Source organism: Streptomyces sp. OR43 (assembly GCF_008042275.1).
Taxonomy (GTDB): domain Bacteria; phylum Actinomycetota; class Actinomycetes; order Streptomycetales; family Streptomycetaceae; genus Streptomyces.
The window spans coordinates 2,617,087-2,636,809 of record NZ_RDBK01000043.1 but is presented as its reverse complement, the minus strand read 5'-3'; the positions used below and the strand labels follow the sequence as shown (position 1 = coordinate 2,636,809).

Here is a 19,723-nt window from a genome sequence, read left to right as displayed (position 1 = left end):
CCCGTACCCCGTTCCCCCCGCTGCCTCAGGCCACCAGCTCGCCGAAGGACTCCTCCTCGTCACGGCCGAAGCTGAGGACCTCGTCCTCACGCAGCCGGCGGAGCGACCGCCAGATGCTGGACTTCACCGTGCCGACACTGATGTCGAGGATGGACGCGATCTCCGGGTCCGTACGGCCCTCGTAGTAGCGCAGGACCAGCATCGTGCGCTGTGTCTCGGGCAGTCGCGCCAGCGCCTGCCAGAGCACGGCGCGCAGCTCCGTACCGCGCATCGCGTCCGTGTCGCCCGCCGTCTCCGGCAGTTCCTCGGTCGGGTATTCGTTCAGCTTCCGCCTGCGCCAGGCGCTGATGTGCAGGTTGGTCATGGTGCGGCGCAGATATCCGCCGACCGCCGCCTTGTCGCTGATCCGGTCCCATGCCCGGTACGTCGAGAAGAGGGCACTCTGCAGCAGGTCCTCGGCCTCGAACCGGTCGCCGGTCAGGTGGTAGGCGGTGGCGTACAGGGAGGCGCGGCGCTCCCGGACGTAGGCCGTGAACGCCGCTTCGGCGTCCTCGGACCGCGCCGGGGCCTTCCGCTCCCCCGTGACCTCCCCGTACGTGCTTCCCCCGTTGCCCGCCCCCGTGGCGGCAGGCGCGTCGACCACCGTCATGTATGACGGGTGCTGACGCCCGGCGCCTCGAACGCACCCCCGTCCGTTCACTGCGGCGCCGGACTTCTCGGTGCTCCGCCCGACGTCGTGGAGACGCGTGACAACTGCGCTCGTGGTGATGCTGTGCGTTGCGTTCATCTCGCGCCCCCCGTCGGTGGAGTCCGTCCGTTCCTTGTGTCAACGAGCTTGCCGGGGCGATTTCATGGCCCTGTCCGCCGACTGTCACAGACCTGTCACAGGGCCCGGCGGGGACGTGATTCGGGGCTGCGGGATGCATGAGAGGGGACCAACTGTCGAACTGGGGCACCCCCATGGGTCAGAATGACCAACGTGCCTTTCCTGTTGCTGATCGAGGACGACGACGCCATCCGCACGGCCCTCGAACTCTCGCTGTCTCGCCAGGGCCACCGTGTGGCCACCGCGGCGACGGGAGAGGACGGCCTCAACCTGCTGCGCGAGCAGCGGCCCGACCTGGTCGTGCTGGATGTGATGCTGCCCGGGATCGACGGTTTCGAGGTGTGCCGGCGCATCCGGCGCACCGACCAACTGCCGATCATCCTGCTGACCGCACGGAGCGACGACATCGACGTCGTGGTCGGTCTGGAGTCCGGTGCCGACGACTATGTGGTGAAACCCGTGCAGGGCCGGGTGCTCGACGCCCGGATCCGCGCGGTGCTGCGCCGCGGTGAGCGCGAGTCCACGGACTCCGCCACCTTCGGCAGCGTGGTGATCGACCGGTCCGCCATGACCGTGACGAAGAACGGGGAGGACCTGCAGCTCACGCCGACCGAGCTGCGTCTCCTCCTGGAGCTGAGCCGTCGGCCGGGCCAGGCCCTGTCGCGGCAGCAGCTGCTGCGCCTCGTGTGGGAGCACGACTACCTCGGTGACTCCCGTCTGGTGGACGCCTGTGTCCAGCGGCTGCGCGCGAAGGTGGAGGACGTACCGTCCTCGCCGACCCTGATCCGTACCGTGCGGGGCGTGGGATACCGGCTGGACTCGCCGCAGTGAGCACGGCTGTGCGGCGGAGTCTGCTGGCCGGGCTCCGCTGGACCAGCCTGCGGCTGCGGCTCGTCGTCGTGTTCGCGCTGGTCGCGCTGACCGCCGCGGTGTCCGCGTCCGGGATCGCGTACTGGCTGAACCGCGAGGCGGTGCTGACCCGTACGCAGGACTCCGCGCTCGGGGACTTCCGGCAGGAGATGCAGAGCCGCGCGGCCTCGCTGCCGCTGAGCCCCACCAAGGAGGACCTGCAGACCGCCGCCGTACAGATGGCGAGCAGCAGTCCCGGCTACAGCGTGCTGCTGATCGACGAGCGCGATCCCGGCAAGCCGATCGTCGGCAACTCCGACCTGGACACCTTCACCCGCGACAACGTGCCGGTGTCGCTGCAGCAGCAGGTCGACAGGAAACAGCAGGTCAAGGCAGGCAACAAGTACCAGTACCACCTGTTCTGGCAGCGGACCTCGATCCGCGGCACGCCGTATCTCGTCGCCGGCACGAAGATCATCGGCGGCGGTCCGACCGGCTACATGCTCAAGTCGCTCGACCAGGAACGGCAGGACCTCAACTCCCTCGCCTGGTCCCTGGGAATCGCCACCGCCCTGGCCCTGGTCGGCTCCGCCCTGCTCGCCCAGGCCGCGGCGACGACGGTGCTGCGTCCCGTGCAGCGGCTCGGCGACGCGGCGCGCAAGCTCGGTGAGGGCAAGCTCGATACGCGGCTGACGGTGTCCGGCACCGATGAACTGGCCGATCTCTCCAGGACGTTCAACAGAACGGCGAGCTCCCTGGAGAAGAAGGTCGCGGACATGAGCGCGCGGGAGGAGTCCAGCCGCCGCTTCGTCGCCGACATGTCGCACGAACTGCGCACCCCGCTCACCGCGATCACCGCGGTCGCGGAGGTGCTGGAGGACGAGGCCGACAGTCTCGACCCGATGATCGCGCCCGCCGTGCACCTGGTGGTCAGCGAGACCCGGCGCCTCAACGACCTGGTGGAGAACCTGATGGAGGTCACCCGCTTCGACGCGGGCACGGCCCGTCTCGTCCTCGACACCGTCGACGTCGCCGACCAGGTGACCGCCTGCATCGACGTCCGCGCCTGGCTGGACGCGGTGGACCTGGACGCCGAGCGCGGCATGATGGTCCGCCTCGATCCGCGCCGGCTCGACGTGATCCTGGCCAATCTGATCGGCAACGCGCTGAAGCACGGCGGTTCGCCCGTACGGGTCACGGTGCGCACCGAGGGCGACGACCTCGTCATCGAGGTACGCGACCACGGCCCCGGCATCCCCGAGGACGTCCTGCCGCATGTCTTCGACCGCTTCTACAAGGCCAGCGCCTCCCGCCCCCGCTCCGAAGGCAGCGGCCTGGGGCTCTCGATCGCCATGGAGAACGCGCACATCCACGGCGGCGACATCACCGCCGCGAACTCGCCGGACGGCGACGGCGCGATATTCGTCCTGCGCCTTCCGCGCGACGCGGAGGCGCTGAGCCGCACCACCGAGGGTCACGGCGCGGAGATCCCCGACCAGGAGGACGACGCCACGTGACACCCACCGGACGCCGGGGCAGCCGCCCCGCCGCGCCACGCCCGGGCCGCCGCCCCGCCGCGGCCCTCGCCGCCGCCGCGCTCTGCGCCGTACTGGCCACGGGCTGCGGGATCAGGACGACCTCGGTCCCCGTCGACGCGGGACCGGCCCCGTCCCGGGTGCCGTGCGCCATGCCGGCGGAGGACATCACCACCCAGGCCCAGCAGGGCATCCCCGTGCAGATCTACCTGGTCTGCGCCTCGGAACTGGTCACCGTGGACCGCGCGGTGCAGGTCCGGGAGACGGCATCGGACCGGCTCCGGATCGCCCGGGCCCTCCTGGACGAACTGCGCCTGGAGCCGCCGAGCGCGGAGCAGCAGGCGGGGTTCTCCACCCACGTCCCCGGGACGCTGCGGGTCAACGGTCCCCACGCGGGCGACCCGAAGGGCACGCTCCGTCTCAGCGTGCAGCCGGAGGACCTGCCGTCCGAGGCACTGGCCCAGATCGTCTGCACGTTCACCGAGAGCGAGTCGCTCGTCCCCGACGAGTCGGTGACGCTCGGCGGCCCGGGCGACTACGCGCCGCGCGCCTACCTGTGCACGACGGAGACGAAGGCCAGCCCGGAGGCCGTACCGACCGCGGACACGGCCCAGCTGCCCTGAACCGGCGCGTTCGCGCGCTGAGGGCGGGTGCCCGGAACGGGGTGAGCCAGGTCTCCCCCGCCGGAGCGGAACCGATCCTGCCGCCGCCCGCGTCTTGGCTGGCGTGCGTCAAGGTTCGGGCGGCCAAGCCGTCATCCGCTTCCGCGTGGTCGGAGTGTCACTGCTCCTCGCGCATCTGCTGCTCGTCGGGTGGCTGACTCTGCGCCCGCTGGACGTGCCGTGGATGACCGCCGCCAACCTCCAGCCGTTCGCCGGCATCAAGGCCGATCTGTCCCTGGGCCCGGTCGCCGCCGCCCGCCGTATCGGCAAGGAACTGCTGCTGCTGGCCCCACTGGGCGTGCTGCTGCCGCTGGCCGGAGGCCGGCTCCTCGTCTCCCCGTGGGCCTCGCTGACCCGTACGGTCGCGGCCGGGGCGCTGATCTCGCTGGCCATCGAACTGGGGCAGACCGGGGTGCCCGGCCAGGTCGTCGACGTCGACTCGCTGTTCCTGAACACCGTCGGCGTCGGACTGGCCCACCTCCTGATCGTCCCGGCCTGGCGCGCGCGGCTGCGCCGCCGCGAGGAGGAGCGGGGCCGCCTGCTGCCCCGGGCCGCGCGCGTGGCCCAGTCCTCGTCGCTGTCGGCCTCTCAGGGGTCGACCCCGACGATTTCCAGGGTCGGTATCGCCCCGTAGAGCGACGCTTTGCCCCCGTCGCCCGAGCCATCCTGGATACACCGGGAGCGCGACGAACCGCTCCCTCCTCGGATTCAGCAACGGTTCGCGAAGGAGCCCACCATGGCCGCACTTGCCCGCCCCCGTGACGGACGCATGCTCGGCGGAGTGTGCGCAGCGCTGGCACGGCGCTTCGGCACCTCCGCGAGGACCATGCGCATCATCTTCGTCGTCTCGTGCCTGCTGCCGGGCCCGCAGTTCCTGCTCTACCTGGCGCTGTGGCTGCTGCTCCCCCAGGAGCGGCCTTCGTCCGCCGCGACCGCCTGGTAGTCCCCGTACACACGCCTGTGGGCGGGCACCCGAGGCCGGGTGCCCGCCCACAGGCGTGTGCCACGTTCCTCAGCGGCCGAGGGGCAGCCCGTTGGCCGACAGACCGCTGGTCGTCAGACCACCGGCGGGCATGCCGCCGAGGAGACCCTTGGCCGGGGCGGCGACGTCGCCCAGGACCTTCGTCTGGCTGGTGCCGAGGAGCTCGGTGGCGGTGTCCTGGACCGGCAGGGCCGACGTGGCGTTCGCCAGTGCGCCGGCGACGGGCAGGGCGCTGGTGGCGGTCTCCAGCGGCAGCGCGGAGGCGGACGCCGTACCGGCGGCGGCAGCGGCGAAAGCGGCACCGAGAGCGGCGACGCCGAGAGTCCTGGCAGCAGACTGCTTCATGTGAAATTCATCCTTGGGGAAGGGGATGTGAGCGGCTCTGCAACCTAGTCAGCCCTCGGCCCGTCCCGCAAACATCAAAAACACGGAAAACGGCCGGGAAAATGACCCCCGGCCGTTCCCCGCAAGCTGTCCGTTCAGCCGGCGACCGAGGTAGACACGCTGGTCGCAGCGGTCTGCTCGAAGAGCCATTCGGACTTCAGCTCGGCATAACCGGGCTTGATGACGTCACTGATCATCGCCAGACGTTCATCGAAAGGAATGAATGCTGATTTCATCGCATTGACGGTGAACCACTGCATGTCATCGAGCGTGTATCCGAAGGTCTCGGTCAGCTTCTCGAATTCCCGGCTCATGCTCGTCCCGCTCATCAGCCGGTTGTCCGTGTTCACGGTGGCCCGGAAGTGGAGCCGGCGCAGCAGCCCGATGGGGTGCTCGGCGTACGAGGCCGCGGCACCGGTCTGCAGGTTGGAGGTCGGGCAGAGCTCCAGCGGGATGCGCTTGTCGCGTACGTACGAGGCGAGGCGGCCGAGCTTCACACTGCCGTCCTCGGCGACCTCGATGTCGTCGATGATGCGGACACCGTGGCCGAGCCGGTCGGCGCCGCACCACTGGATGGCCTGCCAGATCGACGGCAGGCCGAAGGCCTCGCCGGCGTGGATGGTGAAGTGGTTGTTCTCGCGCTTGAGGTACTCGAAGGCGTCGAGGTGCCGGGTGGGCGGGAAGCCCGCCTCGGCGCCGGCGATGTCGAAGCCAACGACGCCCTGCTCGCGGTAGCGGTTGGCGAGCTCCGCGATCTCCAGCGAGCGTGCGGCGTGCCGCATCGCGGTGAGCAGCGCGCCCACCCTGATCCGGTTCCCGTCCTGCCGCGCCCGGCGCTCTCCCTCGCGGAAGCCCTCGTTGACGGCCTCGACGACCTCTTCGAGGCTCAGACCGGCTTCCAGGTGCTGCTCGGGGGCGTACCGCACCTCGGCGTAGACGACACCGTCGGCGGCCAGGTCCTCCGCACACTCGGCGGCGACCCTGACCAGCGCCTCACGGGTCTGCATGACGGCGCACGTATGGGCGAACGTCTCCAGATAGCGCTCCAGCGAACCGGAGTCGGCGGCTTCCCGGAACCAGATGCCGAGCTTGTCGGCATCGGTCTCCGGGAGGCCTTCGTAGCCGTTGACCGCCGCGAGTTCGACGATCGTCCCGGGGCGCAGTCCGCCGTCGAGGTGGTCGTGGAGAAGGACCTTGGGGGCACGCCGGATCTGATCCTGGCCGGGCACATGGAGGGTCGGGCTCATCATCCACGCACTCTAGCGCCTACGCGCGTAGAGCGCCGCTGGACGGCGCTCGCCGATACGTAACAGAGACCGCGAATACGGGTGGCGTACACCTGCCCTTCTGACACTGTTACGTCATGGCACAGCGCGCACTCCCCCTGCCTGCTGCAAGGCTGGGACGGGCCGTCAGGACGGCCGGAGAATCCACCACGGTCAGCGGCGTGGTCCTGCTGCTCCCGGACGGCGAGCCCTACTCGCACCGCCGCCCCTCCCCTCTCACGTACGCCCTCCAGCTCCCCCTGGCCCGGTCCCTGGCCCGCGCGGGCGGCACCGACGGCCTCGCCGCCCACGTCGTCCACTACCGCTGCCGCGGCTGGAACACGACGGAGGCCCACCTCGCGGCGGACGCCGTATGGGCGGTGGACGAAGTCGTACGCCGCTACGGAGACATCCCGGTCTGCCTGGCCGGCCACGGCATGGGCGGCCGCGCGGCCCTCCGCGCGGGCGGCCACCCGGCCGTCACCTCGGTCCTCTCCATGGCCCCCTGGCTCCCGGGCGACCCGGACGCCGAACCGGAGCCGGTCAAGCACCTGGTCGGCCGTCAGGTCCTGCTGGTCCACGGCACGAACGACGCCCGCTCGGACCCGGAGCTCTCGTTCCGCCTGGCCGAGCGCGCGAAGAAGTCCAACCGCGACACCTGCCGCTTCGAGGTCCACTCGGACGGCCACGCACTGCGCCAGCACCACACCGAAGTCGCCGCCCTGGCCGCCGACTTCGTCCGCGGCTCCCTCTTCGGCCGCAGCTACGCCCGCCCGGTCGCGGACGCCCTGGCGGCTCCGCCGCCGCTGGGGCTGCGGATGCCGCTGGCTGCCGGGTTCGGGAAGTCGTTGCGGGGGTGAGACGGAGGGGTGGGCCCGGACCGGCTCACCCGGTGGAGCATCGGCAACCGTGACAGGAGGGCCATGTCGTTGCGGCTCCGCGACCGCACCTCGGCGCGCAGGAGAGGTCCGGCCCACGACACCGCTCTCATGACCGGCCGGCCGGCGTGGTCGTTGTGCCGGTGATGCACCTGGCCCGCACTCCGTACGGCGTGCCTGTCGCCCGTCTACGCGGTCATGCGCCGACCGACCCGCTCCCTGTCCTCCTGCGGCAGCGCGTCAGCGGCCAGCAGCCGTGGCAGCAGGTCCGGTTCGAGCGTCATCGCCCGGAAGGCGAGCGCGACGGTCACGTCGTGGTCGGGCCGGTGCACGATCTCGACCGGGTCGGAGACCCGGATGTCTCCCGGCTCGATCACGCGCAGATAGGCGCCGGGCACCGCTGCCTGGGTGAACCGCTTGATCCAGCCCTCTCGCTCCAGCCATCCCTGGAAGGTCGCGCAGGGGATCCGCGCGCACGACACCTCCAGGACCACGTCCGGACCGACGCGCCAACGCTCCCCGATGAAGGCGCCGTTGACGTCGAGGCCGAGCGTCGTGAGGTTCTCCCCGAAGACACCGTTGGCAAGTGGCCCGCCCAGCTCGGCCTCCCACCCGTCGAGATCCTCGCGGGCATAGGCGTAGACGGCCTGGTCGGTGCCGCCGTGATGCTTCACGTCGTAGACGCGGTCACCCACCAGACCGACCTCACCGGTGCCCTTCGGGCCAGGAGCGATCACGGCGACCGGCCCGGCAACGGGCCGCTTGTCGATTCCTGTCGCGCTGAGGCCCTTCCATGGGTTGGGCCGGGGCTTGCCGACATTGACGGAGAGCAGCTTCATGCGCGCGAGGGTACGGTCCTTTGCCCGCTGCGGCGACTCAATTCCCCTCCACACCCTTGGGGTTGATCACCACTCCCGGGCCCTCACGCCTCATCGCGCATGTCCTCGGCCGCTCCGGGCATGGAGATCTCTCCGGAGGACCATCGAACTTTGCCGGACCGTCATGCCCACCCGCAGATACAAGTCGAGCGCGCCGGTGTCCGAGTGGGTCCACAGGACGCAGGAGCTTCGGCTCGCCCGGTGGAAGGCGCGAAACGTGTGGCACAGCAGCAACCTGGCGAGGCCGCGGCGTCGGTGATCGATGCGCACGGCGACCTGCTCGACGTAGCCCTCACCCGATCCAGGCACATCCAAAGCCAGTGCGGCACCCACCAGTTGGCCACCGGAGAAGGCCAGGGTCGATTGCGTCGGGGCGAACGCGGGCCGGTCGACGGTGTGGGTGGCCCACTCCTCGTACGCCTGTCGCCGCTGCTGCCACTCATCGAACGCGTCCTGCACGAGGGCGTGTGCGGCAGGGCCGTCGCCGACGCGAAACGGCCGCACTGTCACGCCCGTCGGCGGCTCGGGTACCGCGGGTTCGACCGGCATGGGGAACTCCAGCTGCCAGGCCGTCGCCAGCGGCCTGTACCCGCGGGAGCGCAGCAGCGCGACGGCAGCGGTATCCGCTTCCGGCACGGTCTGCACGATGCCGTCGCTGCCGGTCTCCCGCGCCCGCGACTCCACCCAGCCGAGGAGCGCCGCGCCCAGCCCTCGGTCTCGGTGCCCGGGGTGGACGTCGACCTCGGAGCGCCGGTCCACCCAGGCCCAGGCGGCCGGACTCCCGGCCTGGTCGAGGACGAGCACGGTGTCCGACTCCAGCACCAGACCCGGACGCGAGAGATCGGCGGCGATGGCACCGGCGTCGCTCTGCACCCATCCGTGCACCTCCCGTTCGCAGGCCGCGACCAGCGCGTGGATCGCCGGTATGTCGTGGGCGTTCACAGGCCGCCAGCGGTAGCCGGGAGGCAATGACGGGGCTGTCGAAGGCATCAGCGGACCCTAGCCGCAGGCCGATCTCCCGGTCCAGGGCGTAATCCGCCGGATGCCCCTGGCCGGGGATTCCCGGCATGCGCCTCATCGCGCGGCTCCTTCGCCGACCTGGGCCATCGGGCATATACCGCGCCATGCCGTGAGTACCGGCGGGCGACCCGGGCGTCCGAAGAGGAGCCGCCTGCCATGCAGGCTCAGGCGGAGTCTCCAAGGGCGGTTCGTTCCGGGGGACTTCGGCTCCGGCTGTGCTGCGCGTCGGACCGGTTCCGTGACAGCGCGGCACGCCGCCTCAGGTCGTCAGCGGCTCAACCGACCTGGGTCTCGAAGCCGTTGTCCTGGCAGTACCGCACAATGAGCTCACCCGCCCCGCGATCATTGCTCTTCAGCGCCGCCGCCGTGGCCTCGGCCAGGGTGCGCCCGCCGTCGAGGGCCTCGTCCCGGAGCGGGTCCATCGCGAGGAAGACATCATCGGCGACGGCCCCGACCATGTCGTACCCCGACGCCCCATCCGCTTCCGCGCCCTCCCTCTCGGTGTCCGCCTCCTCCGCCCGCGCGTCCTGCCACGCCCCGAGCTGCGTGCAGTAGCTCTCGCGCTGCTCGGTCAGCCGCGCTTCGCTCTTGCCGTCGTCGGAGGAACACCCGGCTGTCACGGCGACCAGAGCGAGCACCGGAACGAGCGTCCTGACCAAGCGCACCATGTCGTCCCCCGATTGCCACCGCGTGTACGTGCCCTGACCACTCAACTGCCGCAGCAGGATACCCACCTCGGGCTCCCCGTCCACTCGGCTCGGGAGGTTCCTGCCGAGCCTCGCCGGAGATCACCCGGTGCCGCTGGGCGCGCCCAGCCGGTGCAGCGGTTCCCGTCGGCCGGCGTCACCGGCTCCGCCACGGCCACCCGCGGCTCGTGGCCGTTGGACTCGGCTCTCGCGTGTCACAGGACCCAGGATCCAGGCAGGTCCGACGACGGGCCGCCGGCGATGCCTGGGGCGCGTCGGACGTGCGGCACCGCCTGTTCTCACGGAGCCGGGGTACGCGATGCGTCATGACCCTGGCCCGCTCCTTACCCGACAGCGCGACCGAGTGGTGGATCTACCTCGGCGCGTTCTCCGTCTACGCGCTCACCCGCCTGGTCCTGGCCTGGCGCCAGGCACGCGACGAAGGTGCCGAACACCCCGTCCGCTCCGCCTTCACCGATGAGGAACCGGAAGAGCCGAAGGTCTCAGCGGCATTCGGGGCCTTTCGCTCCTACCGGCAGCTCTTCGGCTTCTTCGGAGGTGCGGTCGCGATCGTCCTGATCGCCACCCTGACCGACGGACAGCTGCGACTCGTGCTGATGTGCACCCTCGCTCCCGTCATCGTCATGGCGCTGGCCTACCTCGACTTCCGCGTCGCCCGCACGGCACGCCTGCGCTCCGCCCGGTCACCGGGGGGAGTCCAGCGGCGGCTCTGACCGGCCCCCCGCCCCGTTCCGGCCGCAACGGGGCGGGGGCCTGCACCCGCGGTCCCGGCGCCTATCCGACCTCACCTTCCGGGGAAACGCTCGACCCCTGACTCGGCGCCGACTCCGGCTGCGACCGGCTCGCGGCGACCGCTGCGGCGACGAACGAGGCGACGAGGGGCCGGTCGTCGAGTCGCGACCACGCGACGACCAGGCGGCTGGGCGGGGCGTCGGCCACCGGCTTGTAGACCAGCCCCGGGTGGACCGGTTCGACGGACGAGCGCGGCAGGATCGCGATCGTCCGGCCGAGCATGATCATCTGGGTCATCTGTGCCACGTCCACGATCTCCGGACCGGTTCCGCCGTCCGGCACGCCCTTCCAGCGCGGCAGCGTCTCGTGCTCCAGGTCGGCCATGCGCAGTTCGCCGCGCGAGGCGAGCCGGTGGTCACGCGGCAGGATCGCCACGCGCCCTTCGACGTACAGCGTCTCGGACTCCAGTCCGGTGAGGTCGTCGAACGGCGCGTACAGCAGTGCCACATCGGCCCGGCCGTCCCGCAGGTAGTCGGCGCGGTCGGTGGCGCCGCCGAACAGGACGTCCACCCTGCGCGCATCGGGCTGCCCGGCATACGCGGCGAGGATCCCGGACAGCAAGTTGGCATCGCCACCGGGCTTGATCACCAGCCGCAGTTGCGCCTGGACATCGCCGGCCCGGCGCGCGCTTTGGGCCGCAGCGCTCACCGCGTTGAGCGCGTGGCGGCCGTGGTGCAGCAGCGCCTCCCCGGCCGGCGTCAGCGAGACGCGGCGGCTGGAGCGTACGAGCAGCTGAACGCCGAGCCGGGATTCGACCCGCTGGATCGCCTTCGACAGCGCCGGCTGAGCGATGGCGAGACGCGCGGCGGCATGCCCGAAGTGCAGTTCCTCGGCGACTGCGACGAAGTACTCGAGCTCACGCGTCTCCAGTTCAACCATGCCTCCAGGTTATCAATGGAGATCCGATCGGTCTTGGACTTCGCTCGTGGGGCGCGGTTCGATTGAGCCATGATTCACCACACAATGATCGTCTCCTTCGCCGAATCCCTTCCTGATGCCGAGCTGGATCAGTTCCTCAAGGACATCGAACAGGTGATGCGCGACTCGGGGCAGATCCAGACGTTCGCCACCGCACGCCACGTCCGTGTACCCGCCGAGGACCACAGCCCCGCGCCCAAGGCCACCGCGATCGTGCAGATCTCCCTGGCCGACCTCGAAGCGCTCAACGGCTCGTTCGCGGCCCCGGGCCTTGAGGACGTCATCACGCGCTGGCAGTCCCGCTACCCGTACAAGGTCGTCTGGGCCAACCACGAGCCGCTCTCCTTCTGACGGACCCCGGCCCGCGTTCGGCCCTCACCGGGCAGCCGGCCCCGCCTCCGCCCACACGGTCTTGCCCGGTCCGAGCCGGTCACTCACGCCCCAGCGGGCGGCGAGGGCCTCCACGATGAGGAGGCCCCTGCCCCCGTCGGCCTCCGGGTCGGCCGTGGGCACGGCGGCGGGGTCGGGGCGGGCCTCGTGGGTGTCGGAGATCTCGACCCGTACGACGCCGGTCCCGTGTGCGTACGCGAGCCGTAGTTCGAAGTCGCGCCCCGGTACGCGCCCGTGCAGGACCGAGTTCGCCGCGAGCTCGGCGACGAGCAGGGCCACGGTGTCGGAGAGTTGCGTGCCGTACGGGATTCCCCAGACGTCGAGTTTCCAGACGGCCAGGCGGCGCGCGAGCGTGGCGCCCAGACGGGTGGCGGAGCAGCGTTGGACGAACACGCTTACGGTTACGTGCGGTTGGGCTTGCAGTGCTGTCATGCGCCAAGCGTTCCGCCTCGCCCCTTGCTTCCAGCAGGAACGACGCCCATACAGTTCCACCTGTATGGGTTGACGCTCTGGACGGGGTGGGTCACCGTCCGTGATCATTGCCGCGTTGATCCACGCGTGGAAGACAGGGCGGCGATGGCTACAGATCACGAAGGCACCGCGTCGGGCGGCGAGCCCGAACTGTCGGACAGCCTGCGGACGTTCGGGGCCGTACTGAAGGCCCTGCGTGAGGCCGCCGGCCTCACGCAGGAGGAATTCGCGCCCCACGTGCAGTACTCGCCCGCCTACGTCGCCAAGATCGAGCAGGGCAAGCGGTTCCCTCCGGAGAACCTGCCGGAGCGGGCGGCGGATGCCCTGGGGGCCGTGGCGGGGAAGGTCCTCGGAGCCGCCGCGCGGAGTCTGCGCAGGAGGGCCGGGCTCGCCTCCTGGTTCCAGCAGTGGGCGGGGATCGAGGAGGAAGCGGTCGCGCTGTACGCGTACGAGTGCCGGGGTGTACCTGGACTGCTCCAGACCGAGGGATACATCCGGGCGGTCTTCGACCGGCGCCTCCCGCCGCTCGCGGAGGACGCGTTCCAGCAACAGGTGGCCGCGCGTCTGGCGCGGCAGGACCTTCTGCCCGGACGCCCCAACACATCGTTCTCTTTCCTCATCGAACAGGCCGTCCTTGAGCGCCGGTTAGGGGGTACACAGGTGACGTCCACGCTCATCGAGAACCTTCTGACGCAGGGCGGGCGCCGCAATGTGGAGGTGCTCGTCACGCCTCTCAGGCAGCCGGATCACTCCGGCATCGACGGGCAGATGTACCTCGCCGAGACTCCCTCGCACAGCTGGTTCGGTTACGTCGAAGGCCATGACAGCAGCACCCTCCTCACTGACCCGAAAGTGGTCAGTGCCATGCTCCAGCGCTATGGCAAGATGCGCTCACAGGCGCTGAGCCACGAGGCCTCGGCGGCCCTGCTGAAGCAGATGCTAGGAGCGCTATGAGTACCGAACTGGCCTGGTTCAAGAGCAGTTACAGCGGCAGCGGCGGCGACAACTGCGTAGAGGTAGCCCTGCGCCCCCACGCCGTCCACGTCCGCGACTCCAAGGACACCGCCCGCCGCCCGTTCACCGTCTCCACGACGGCGTGGTCGGACTTCACCGCGTACGCGTCCACCGTCGCGTCCTGATCGGGGCCGAGCAGTCGTTCAGCGTTCGAAACTCGGTCGCGCCGCCCCAGTCAGCTCGGCAGAATCACCGCGCATGTCCAACTCGTATGCGCAACCCATTCTCAGAACGACCGATCTCTCCGAAGGGCTGCGTGTTGTCGAGCGGTTGCTTGCGATCGCTGACCTTCGTGAGCTCGAAATCGACTACGCGGCTCATGTCTCCTCCACACGAACCCTGACGCCCCTGTTTGATTTGTTGCCGCATGCGGGTTGGTACACCGAAGGCGACGGGGACGCGCCGTCAAAGGCCGGTGACGATCCGTCGGCGCATCTACCCCTTCGCTTCAGGGCCTGGGCGGCAGAGCCGGAGACCGTGCCGGCGTTCCTCGAAGCTCTGCATGACACGCCGGCCACGGTGCGGTGGGATTTCCGGGGCTGGCCCGCCGCCCCCGAGGTCGGCTTGGACTGCGGAGGCACAAGGGGCGCCTTCGTGACCCTGTGCGTCAACGTCCGCGACCTCGACCTCGAAGAGCCCGCCACCGATCACACCGTCTTCGTCCACGTGAAGCAGATCGAGGCCGAACGCGCTCCCTGGCTGGCCGCGCAGGTGGGACTGCAGGTGATCGGCGACCTCGTGATGGCTCCTTACTGAGCACGTGCGGCGGACGACACCGCCGACTGCCGCGCTCCCTCAGTCCGGCAACAAATTCCCCCGTCGCGACAGCAGGAACTTCTTGAACGCCGCCACCGGCGGGGTGTCCGGGTGACCGTCCAGCCAGGCCACGCCGATCTCCCGGGCGGCCCGCGGTGCCGTCACCGTCAGTTCCACGACCCCCGGGCGGGCCACCGCCGGGGGCGGGAGCAGCGCCACGCCCAGGCCGGCCGCGACCAGGCCGCGCAGGGTTTCCGCCTCCTCGCCCTCGAACGCGACGCGCGGGACGAAGCCCGCCTCCGTGCAGAGGTCGTCCGTGATGCGCCGCAGGCCGTAGCCGGGTTCCAGGGTGACGAAGGTTTCGTCGGCGGCCTCCGCCAGGCGGACGCGGCGGCGGGTGGCCAGGCGGTGGTCCTCGGGGACGACCAGGCGCAGGCGCTGTTCGTCCAGGCGGCGGGCCACGAGGTCCGGGGCGTCCGGGACGGGTGAGGTGAGGCAGAGGTCGAGGCCGCCCGCGCGGAGGCGTTCGAGCATGGCTTCGCCGTAGTTCTGGACGAGCTGGAAGCGGACCCGGGGATGGTCGACGCGGAAGGCGCGGATCAGGGCGGGGACGGTTTCCGAGCCCATCGTGTGGAGGAAGCCGAAGGCGACCTTGCCGGCGGTGGGGTCGGCGTCGGCGCGTACGGAGTCGGCGGCCTTCTCCACCTCCGCGAGTGCCCGTTCCGCCGAGCCGAGGAAGGTGCGGCCCGCGGGGGTCAGGGAGACCGTGCGGCCCTTGCGGGCGAACAGGGCCACGCCCAGGTCCTGTTCCAGACGGACCATGGCCCGCGAGAGCGTGGACTGCGGGACTCCGAGTTCGTGCGCGGCGCGGGTCACGTGCTCGTGGCGGGCCACGGCCTCGAAGTACGCCAGGCGCGGGGCGAGGACTGCGCGGATGTCTTCTTCGTAACTGCTTGGTGACAGCCGAGGCTGTGAGCTGTGCTGATGCGCCATGGGATTGATTATCGCGTGTTTGTGCATTGGACGCATGAAAGGCGGCGGCATACGTTCGTGGCATGCCTCCTGCCAGTACCGGGGCGTCCACCCTCATCGTGGCCGCCTCGACCCAGTCGTCCCCCGTCGCCGCAACCGTTCCCGTCGCTCCGGAGCGGCTCGAGCCCGGTCGTCCCGGCTATCGCCGGATGAGCTTCGCGCTCTTCGCCGCCGGTGTCGCGACCTTCGCGCTCCTCTACTCCACCCAGGCCCTCCTGCCCGCCGTCTCCGCGTCCTTCGGCGCCACGGCCGGGCAGGCGAGCTGGACGGTGTCCGCCGCGACGGGCGCGCTGGCGCTGTGTGTGCTGCCGATGAGCGCGCTGTCCGAGCGGTTCGGGCGGCGGCAGATGATGACGGCCTCGCTGGTGGTCGCCGTGACCGTGGGGCTGTTCGTGCCGTTCGCGCCCTCGCTGGGCTGGCTGATCGCGCTGCGTGCCGTGCAGGGCGCCGCGCTCGCCGGTCTGCCCGCTTCCGCGATGGCGTATCTGGCGGAGGAGGTCCGGCCGAAGGCGCTCGTCGCCGCGATCGGGCTGTTCGTGGCCGGCAACAGCATCGGCGGGATGAGCGGCCGGATCCTCACGGGCTGGGTCGCCCAGGCGTGGGGCTGGCGGGCGGCGCTCGGCGCGGTCGGGCTGCTGGCCATGGCCTGCGCCGTCGTCTTCCACTTCATGATCCCCAAGGCCCGGCACTTCACCCCTGGTTCACTGAACCCGAAGGCACTGGCCAAGACCGTCGGCGGGCACCTCGCCGATCCGCTGCTGCGCCGGCTGTACGCGATCGGCGCGCTGTTCATGACGGTGTTCGGCGCGGTCTACACGGTGATCGGTTACCGGCTCGTCGAGGCGCCGTTCAGCCTGCCGCAGGGTGTGGTCGGGTCGATCTTCCTCGTCTATCTGGTCGGTACGGTCTCCTCCGCGGCCGCGGGGAAGCTGGTCGCCCGGCTGGGGCGCCGGGGCGCGCTCTACCTGGCCGTCTCCACCACGGCCGCCGGTCTGCTGCTGTCGCTGGCCGACCAGCTGGCCGCCGTACTCCTCGGCCTGGTCCTGATCACGGCCGGCTTCTTCGCCGGGCACGCGGTCGCCTCGTCCTCGGTGAGCCGCACGGCCACCACGGGCCGCGCCCAGGCGTCGGCGCTGTACCAGTCCGCGTACTACCTGGGCTCCAGCGCGGGCGGCACGCTCGGCGCGGTCGCCTTCCACGCCGCGGGCTGGGCGGGCACGGTCGGGCTGGGACTGGCCGCGGTGCTCGGGGTCGTCTCGATCACGCTGTACGGGACGCGGGCGGCGCGCGCCGAGCGGATGCGGCCGGCCGCGCTCGTGTCCGTACAGAACTGAGACATTCGGCGCACAACCATCCACTCCCCGACGCGCGTCTAGCAGGCGGAATCACCGCACTGTGCGCGAAGGGGAGTTGGCGGTTATGGGAGTCGCAGGGAAAATACGGAACATAAAGGGCGTACGGACGCGGCGCGGGGTCGCGCTGGCCGTCGCGGCGCTGACCGCCGTACCGGCGTTCGTGCTCGGTACCGGCGGCACGGCCCAGGCGGCGTCGTGCACGACGTCCCGGGGGCCGTACCAGAAGCAGGTCGAGAAGTACCTGCACCTGAAGGTGGACGGCAAGCAGTCGGCCGCCGACTGCAAGGCGATCCGGTCGTTCCAGAGCACGTACGGGGTCACGCCGACGATCGGTTACGCGGGGCCCGTCACCTGGCGCACCATGCAGACGCTCGCCGCCCAGAAGGCGGCCGGGAAGACCCCGAACAAGGCCAAGAAGTGCCCCACGAACAAGGGGCGCATCGCGTGCGTGGACCTGACCCGGCAGATCACCTGGATCCAGGACGGCAGCAAGCTGAAGTTCGGGCCGGTGCCGGTGCGGACCGGGCGGGACGGGTACGAGACCCGGACCGGCGCGAAGAAGATCTACTGGAAGCACAAGAACCACGTCTCGTCGATCTACCACGTCTCGATGCCGTACTCGCAGTTCTTCGACGGCGGGCAGGCGTTCCACGCGGTCGGCGTGAAGATGTGGAACCCGCCGGGGTCGCACGGCTGCGTCAACATGCGCACCGCCGACGCGAAGTCATACTGGAACCTGTTGAAGAACGGCGACGACGTGTACGTGTACGGGCGCAAGCCCGGAACGTGACCGCTTCTGCTCTTCCCGCCCCCGTTGTCAGTGCCCTGCGGTAGCTTCCGAAGTGCTGAAGTGAGCGGTGTCACAGCGCAACAGGGGTGAGCGAAAGCGATGACTGATCTGACGGCGACGACGACGACCGACATCGACAGTCGTCTGGAGGGACACCGGGTCGAGCTGACCGGGTACTGCTACCGGATGCTCGGCTCGGCCTTCGAGGCGGAGGACGCGGTCCAGGACACGCTGGTGCGCGCGTGGCGCAACATCGAGAAGTTCGAGGGCCGGTCCTCGCTGCGGTCCTGGCTCTACCGCATCGCGACGAACGTGTGCCTCGACATGCTGAACGCGGGCAACAAGCGGGCCAGGCCCGTCGATCTGTCCGGCCCGACGCCGCTCGCGCAGGCGGCGCTCAATCCGCTGCCGGAGAACACCTGGCTGGAGCCGATGCCGGACGGGCGGATCCTGCCGACGGTCGCGGATCCGGCGGAGGCCGCCGTCGCGCGGGAGTCGGTACGTCTCGCGTTCGTCGCCGCGCTCCAGCACCTGCCGCCGAAGCAGCGGGCGGTGCTGATCCTGCGCGAGGTGCTCGCGTGGAAGGCCAGCGAGGTCGCCGAGCTGCTCGACACCACGGTCGCCTCGGTCAACAGCGCCCTCCAGCGGGCGCGGGCCACGCTCACCGACCACCAGGGCGACGCCGCCACGGCTGATGCGGCGGACCCGCTCGACGAGGAGCAGCGCAAGCTCCTGGAGCGGTATGTCGCGGCCTTCGAGGGCTACGACATGAAGGCCCTGACCGCGCTCCTCCACGAAGACGCCGTGATGACGATGCCGCCGTTCGACCTCTGGCTGCAGGGGCACGACGACATCGCGGGGTTCATGACGTCGATCGGCGCGTCCTGCGAGGGCTCCCGGCTGGTCGCCACGTCGGCGAACGGCACCCCGGCGTTCGCGCACTACAAGCCGAACCCGGACGGTCCCGGGTTCGTGCCGTGGGCCGTGCAGGTCATCGACATCCAGGACGGGGCGATCACGGGCATGCACTGCTTCCTCGACACCCCGCGCTGGTTCCCGCTGTTCGGGCTGCCGGATCACCTGGAGGCCGATGCCGCGTGAGGCCGCGGCTGGTGCGGGGGCTGGTGGCCGGGTGGGTGGTGCTGGCCGTCGCGGGATGGGGGCTCACGCGTTGGGCCGGTGAGCCGGCGGCGACGTCGGGGCCGGCCCGCGTCGTCCCGCCGGCCTCCGGCGCGGAGCCGGGCCCGCAGCCGGAGTCCGACTGCGCGGCAGCGGCCGCGCGGGGTGCGGATCGGTCGCGGGACGGGATGCCGGAGCCGGCGGCCACGGCGCCGGGCCACCCGTCATCGGCTCCTGGGGCGCGCCCGGTGCCGATCCCGGCCTCGCCCGAGCCGTCGGCCACCGGCGCGCCGACGAAAGGCCCGATCGGGAGAGACGGCGTGCAGACCCGTGTGACTTCGGTGCTCTGCGACTACGCGGTGTACGAGAGCCCGTGAGGCGCCGCGGCGCCCGCCCCGTCAGGGGCCGGACGCCCGGCCCGGCGCCTCGGCCGGCGCCCCGTCGTCCAGTCCCACCACGTCGGTCAGGCCCACGAAGTCGATCAGGCTCCCCAGCTCCGACGGCACATGGAGCAGCCGCAGCCGCCTGCCGCCCGCCCTGCGCGCGACCACGGACAGACGGGCGATCGCCTCGACGGAGGCCAGGCCCGGCTCGACGATGCCGCCCACGTCGCAGTCCACCACGGCAGCGTCCGACGTGGCCAGTATCGCCTCAAGGTCCGCGCAGAGGCGGGGCGTACCGGCCCGGGTGACACGTCCGGAGAGGACGAGTACGGCTGGCGACAGGGGATCCATACCAGGGAGACCGGTCCTACGGCCGAAACTCATCGCCCCGCCGCTCCCCGCCTCCTGCCGACGCGCGTGCTCTCATGTCCGGCCCGTCGGGGGGTGCCCCGCGCCCACGAGCTGCCCATGGGCCTCTCCGGCCGCCTTCGTAGCGGGCCGCTCCCCCGTCGCGCAGGACCGGCCGCCGGACGAATCGCAGCCGACCGACAGCCGATGGCGATCCGCCAACTCCGGCCATCTATGTGCCTGCTGTGAACCCATTCGATCAAATCCCTCTCTAGACAGGTGAAACGGCCGCGCCGGTGCACGCATCGGCGCCGACCGCCTGCCGGCCCCCTCGGGGGCCGCCTGATTCTCCAGGGGGAGAGTTGCGCA

At 70.9% G+C, this 19,723-nt stretch carries 24 protein-coding genes; 14 read left to right on the top strand and 10 right to left on the bottom strand.

All coding sequences use genetic code 11. From position 1 onward, the window contains the following. Positions 1-25: 25 nt before the first annotated feature. The gene (locus EAO72_RS30875; RefSeq protein ID WP_148020376.1) at positions 26-787 is read right to left on the bottom strand and encodes a SigE family RNA polymerase sigma factor; all 762 of its coding nucleotides are present in this window, start codon (positions 785-787) and stop codon (positions 26-28) included. A gap of 192 nt (positions 788-979) precedes the next feature. On the opposite strand from EAO72_RS30875, the gene afsQ1 reads away from it, so the two are divergent. The 5 genes from afsQ1 to EAO72_RS30850 all read left to right on the top strand — a co-directional run bounded on the left by afsQ1 (position 980) and on the right by EAO72_RS30850 (position 4,815). Then, a complete protein-coding gene (gene afsQ1 / locus EAO72_RS30870; protein ID WP_185095372.1) occupies positions 980-1,657 on the top strand; it encodes a two-component system response regulator AfsQ1 in 678 nt (225 codons plus the stop codon). Next, positions 1,654-3,192 (top strand): sensor histidine kinase, encoded by a 1,539-nt coding sequence (locus tag EAO72_RS30865; RefSeq protein WP_148020375.1) that lies wholly within the window; start codon positions 1,654-1,656, stop codon positions 3,190-3,192. The genes afsQ1 and EAO72_RS30865 overlap by 4 nt, the downstream gene beginning before the upstream one ends. Further along, positions 3,189-3,833 (top strand): hypothetical protein, encoded by a 645-nt coding sequence (locus EAO72_RS30860; RefSeq protein WP_148020374.1) that lies wholly within the window; start codon positions 3,189-3,191, stop codon positions 3,831-3,833. The genes EAO72_RS30865 and EAO72_RS30860 overlap by 4 nt, the downstream gene beginning before the upstream one ends. 103 nt (positions 3,834-3,936) lie before the next feature. After that, positions 3,937-4,506 (top strand): VanZ family protein, encoded by a 570-nt coding sequence (locus tag EAO72_RS30855; RefSeq protein ID WP_148020373.1) that lies wholly within the window; start codon positions 3,937-3,939, stop codon positions 4,504-4,506. Positions 4,507-4,608: 102 nt separating this feature from the next. Beyond that, complete coding sequence (locus EAO72_RS30850; RefSeq protein WP_148020372.1) at positions 4,609-4,815, top strand: PspC domain-containing protein; 207 nt, start codon at positions 4,609-4,611, stop codon at positions 4,813-4,815. Between the two features lie 69 nt (positions 4,816-4,884). Here the strand turns inward: EAO72_RS30850 and EAO72_RS30845 are convergent, their stop codons facing one another. Beyond that, positions 4,885-5,199: a hypothetical protein gene (locus EAO72_RS30845; RefSeq protein WP_148020371.1), complete on the bottom strand. Its 315-nt coding sequence runs from the start codon at positions 5,197-5,199 to the stop codon at positions 4,885-4,887. A 134-nt stretch (positions 5,200-5,333) separates the two neighbouring features. Continuing rightward, positions 5,334-6,488, bottom strand: coding sequence for an adenosine deaminase (locus EAO72_RS30840; protein ID WP_148020370.1), 1,155 nt, complete (start codon positions 6,486-6,488; stop codon positions 5,334-5,336). A gap of 197 nt (positions 6,489-6,685) precedes the next feature. Between EAO72_RS30840 and EAO72_RS30835 the strand changes: the two genes are divergently transcribed. Beyond that, positions 6,686-7,363 carry an alpha/beta hydrolase gene (locus EAO72_RS30835; RefSeq protein ID WP_148022138.1) on the top strand — a complete coding sequence of 226 codons (678 nt, stop codon included), beginning with the start codon at positions 6,686-6,688 and terminating at the stop codon, positions 7,361-7,363. Positions 7,364-7,569: 206 nt separating this feature from the next. Here EAO72_RS30835 and EAO72_RS30830 read toward each other — a convergent pair whose 3' ends face one another. From EAO72_RS30830 to EAO72_RS30820, 3 genes are all read right to left on the bottom strand, one after another. Next, a complete protein-coding gene (locus EAO72_RS30830; RefSeq protein ID WP_148020369.1) occupies positions 7,570-8,220 on the bottom strand; it encodes an MOSC domain-containing protein in 651 nt (216 codons plus the stop codon). A gap of 90 nt (positions 8,221-8,310) precedes the next feature. Continuing rightward, positions 8,311-9,249 carry a GNAT family N-acetyltransferase gene (locus tag EAO72_RS30825; protein ID WP_148020368.1) on the bottom strand — a complete coding sequence of 313 codons (939 nt, stop codon included), beginning with the start codon at positions 9,247-9,249 and terminating at the stop codon, positions 8,311-8,313. A 305-nt stretch (positions 9,250-9,554) separates the two neighbouring features. Further along, entirely contained in the window at positions 9,555-10,013 is a 459-nt protein-coding gene (locus tag EAO72_RS30820) for a hypothetical protein (protein ID WP_261991676.1), read from the bottom strand. A 278-nt stretch (positions 10,014-10,291) separates the two neighbouring features. Here EAO72_RS30820 and EAO72_RS30815 point away from each other — a divergent pair, with 278 nt between their 5' ends. Beyond that, positions 10,292-10,699, top strand: coding sequence for a hypothetical protein (locus EAO72_RS30815; RefSeq protein WP_148020367.1), 408 nt, complete (start codon positions 10,292-10,294; stop codon positions 10,697-10,699). A 61-nt stretch (positions 10,700-10,760) separates the two neighbouring features. On the opposite strand, the gene EAO72_RS30810 is transcribed toward EAO72_RS30815, so the two are convergent. Further along, positions 10,761-11,657, bottom strand: a complete 897-nt coding sequence (locus tag EAO72_RS30810; protein ID WP_148020366.1) for a LysR family transcriptional regulator — start codon at positions 11,655-11,657, stop codon at positions 10,761-10,763. A 69-nt stretch (positions 11,658-11,726) separates the two neighbouring features. On the opposite strand from EAO72_RS30810, the gene EAO72_RS30805 reads away from it, so the two are divergent. Then, entirely contained in the window at positions 11,727-12,047 is a 321-nt protein-coding gene (locus EAO72_RS30805; RefSeq protein WP_148020365.1) for a hypothetical protein, read from the top strand. Positions 12,048-12,071: 24 nt separating this feature from the next. On the opposite strand, the gene EAO72_RS30800 is transcribed toward EAO72_RS30805, so the two are convergent. Further along, a complete protein-coding gene (locus EAO72_RS30800) occupies positions 12,072-12,518 on the bottom strand; it encodes an ATP-binding protein (RefSeq protein WP_187285286.1) in 447 nt (148 codons plus the stop codon). A gap of 144 nt (positions 12,519-12,662) precedes the next feature. On the opposite strand from EAO72_RS30800, the gene EAO72_RS30795 reads away from it, so the two are divergent. The 3 genes from EAO72_RS30795 (at position 12,663) to EAO72_RS30785 (ending at position 14,327) form a co-directional block, all read left to right on the top strand. After that, positions 12,663-13,511 carry a helix-turn-helix domain-containing protein gene (locus EAO72_RS30795; protein WP_148020364.1) on the top strand — a complete coding sequence of 283 codons (849 nt, stop codon included), beginning with the start codon at positions 12,663-12,665 and terminating at the stop codon, positions 13,509-13,511. Next, positions 13,508-13,696 (top strand): DUF397 domain-containing protein, encoded by a 189-nt coding sequence (locus tag EAO72_RS30790; RefSeq protein ID WP_148020363.1) that lies wholly within the window; start codon positions 13,508-13,510, stop codon positions 13,694-13,696. Before EAO72_RS30795 ends, EAO72_RS30790 begins: the two co-directional genes overlap by 4 nt. Before the next feature lie 73 nt (positions 13,697-13,769). Continuing rightward, positions 13,770-14,327 carry a hypothetical protein gene (locus EAO72_RS30785; RefSeq protein ID WP_148020362.1) on the top strand — a complete coding sequence of 186 codons (558 nt, stop codon included), beginning with the start codon at positions 13,770-13,772 and terminating at the stop codon, positions 14,325-14,327. A 39-nt stretch (positions 14,328-14,366) separates the two neighbouring features. On the opposite strand, the gene EAO72_RS30780 is transcribed toward EAO72_RS30785, so the two are convergent. Then, the gene (locus EAO72_RS30780; RefSeq protein WP_148020361.1) at positions 14,367-15,320 is read right to left on the bottom strand and encodes a LysR family transcriptional regulator; all 954 of its coding nucleotides are present in this window, start codon (positions 15,318-15,320) and stop codon (positions 14,367-14,369) included. 62 nt (positions 15,321-15,382) lie between these two features. Here EAO72_RS30780 and EAO72_RS30775 point away from each other — a divergent pair, with 62 nt between their 5' ends. The 3 genes from EAO72_RS30775 (at position 15,383) to EAO72_RS30765 (ending at position 18,605) form a co-directional block, all read left to right on the top strand. Beyond that, positions 15,383-16,693 carry an MFS transporter gene (locus EAO72_RS30775; protein ID WP_148020360.1) on the top strand — a complete coding sequence of 437 codons (1,311 nt, stop codon included), beginning with the start codon at positions 15,383-15,385 and terminating at the stop codon, positions 16,691-16,693. A gap of 85 nt (positions 16,694-16,778) precedes the next feature. Then, the gene (locus EAO72_RS30770) at positions 16,779-17,504 is read left to right on the top strand and encodes a L,D-transpeptidase family protein (RefSeq protein WP_148020359.1); all 726 of its coding nucleotides are present in this window, start codon (positions 16,779-16,781) and stop codon (positions 17,502-17,504) included. Positions 17,505-17,603: 99 nt separating this feature from the next. Beyond that, a complete protein-coding gene (locus tag EAO72_RS30765; RefSeq protein WP_148020358.1) occupies positions 17,604-18,605 on the top strand; it encodes a sigma-70 family RNA polymerase sigma factor in 1,002 nt (333 codons plus the stop codon). A gap of 416 nt (positions 18,606-19,021) precedes the next feature. Here the strand turns inward: EAO72_RS30765 and EAO72_RS30760 are convergent, their stop codons facing one another. Then, a complete protein-coding gene (locus EAO72_RS30760; protein WP_261991675.1) occupies positions 19,022-19,357 on the bottom strand; it encodes an STAS domain-containing protein in 336 nt (111 codons plus the stop codon). Positions 19,358-19,723 lie beyond the last annotated feature (366 nt).

Bases quoted from the DNA above. Each gene is read 5' to 3' on its own strand.
- EAO72_RS30875 (WP_148020376.1), bottom strand. From the start codon at position 787: ATGAACGCAACGCACAGCATCACCACGAGCGCAGTTGTCACGCGTCTC.
- EAO72_RS30850 (WP_148020372.1), top strand. From the start codon at position 4,609: ATGGCCGCACTTGCCCGCCCCCGTGACGGACGCATGCTCGGCGGAGTG.
- EAO72_RS30845 (WP_148020371.1), bottom strand. From the start codon at position 5,199: ATGAAGCAGTCTGCTGCCAGGACTCTCGGCGTCGCCGCTCTCGGTGCC.
- EAO72_RS30840 (WP_148020370.1), bottom strand. From the start codon at position 6,488: ATGATGAGCCCGACCCTCCATGTGCCCGGCCAGGATCAGATCCGGCGT.
- EAO72_RS30830 (WP_148020369.1), bottom strand. From the start codon at position 8,220: ATGAAGCTGCTCTCCGTCAATGTCGGCAAGCCCCGGCCCAACCCATGG.
- EAO72_RS30825 (WP_148020368.1), bottom strand. From the start codon at position 9,249: ATGCCTTCGACAGCCCCGTCATTGCCTCCCGGCTACCGCTGGCGGCCT.
- EAO72_RS30815 (WP_148020367.1), top strand. From the start codon at position 10,292: ATGACCCTGGCCCGCTCCTTACCCGACAGCGCGACCGAGTGGTGGATC.
- EAO72_RS30810 (WP_148020366.1), bottom strand. From the start codon at position 11,657: ATGGTTGAACTGGAGACGCGTGAGCTCGAGTACTTCGTCGCAGTCGCC.
- EAO72_RS30805 (WP_148020365.1), top strand. From the start codon at position 11,727: ATGATTCACCACACAATGATCGTCTCCTTCGCCGAATCCCTTCCTGAT.
- EAO72_RS30800 (WP_187285286.1), bottom strand. From the start codon at position 12,518: ATGACAGCACTGCAAGCCCAACCGCACGTAACCGTAAGCGTGTTCGTC.
- EAO72_RS30795 (WP_148020364.1), top strand. From the start codon at position 12,663: ATGGCTACAGATCACGAAGGCACCGCGTCGGGCGGCGAGCCCGAACTG.
- EAO72_RS30790 (WP_148020363.1), top strand. From the start codon at position 13,508: ATGAGTACCGAACTGGCCTGGTTCAAGAGCAGTTACAGCGGCAGCGGC.
- EAO72_RS30785 (WP_148020362.1), top strand. From the start codon at position 13,770: ATGTCCAACTCGTATGCGCAACCCATTCTCAGAACGACCGATCTCTCC.
- EAO72_RS30780 (WP_148020361.1), bottom strand. From the start codon at position 15,320: ATGGCGCATCAGCACAGCTCACAGCCTCGGCTGTCACCAAGCAGTTAC.
- EAO72_RS30775 (WP_148020360.1), top strand. From the start codon at position 15,383: ATGCCTCCTGCCAGTACCGGGGCGTCCACCCTCATCGTGGCCGCCTCG.
- EAO72_RS30770 (WP_148020359.1), top strand. From the start codon at position 16,779: ATGGGAGTCGCAGGGAAAATACGGAACATAAAGGGCGTACGGACGCGG.
- EAO72_RS30765 (WP_148020358.1), top strand. From the start codon at position 17,604: ATGACTGATCTGACGGCGACGACGACGACCGACATCGACAGTCGTCTG.
- EAO72_RS30760 (WP_261991675.1), bottom strand. From the start codon at position 19,357: ATGGATCCCCTGTCGCCAGCCGTACTCGTCCTCTCCGGACGTGTCACC.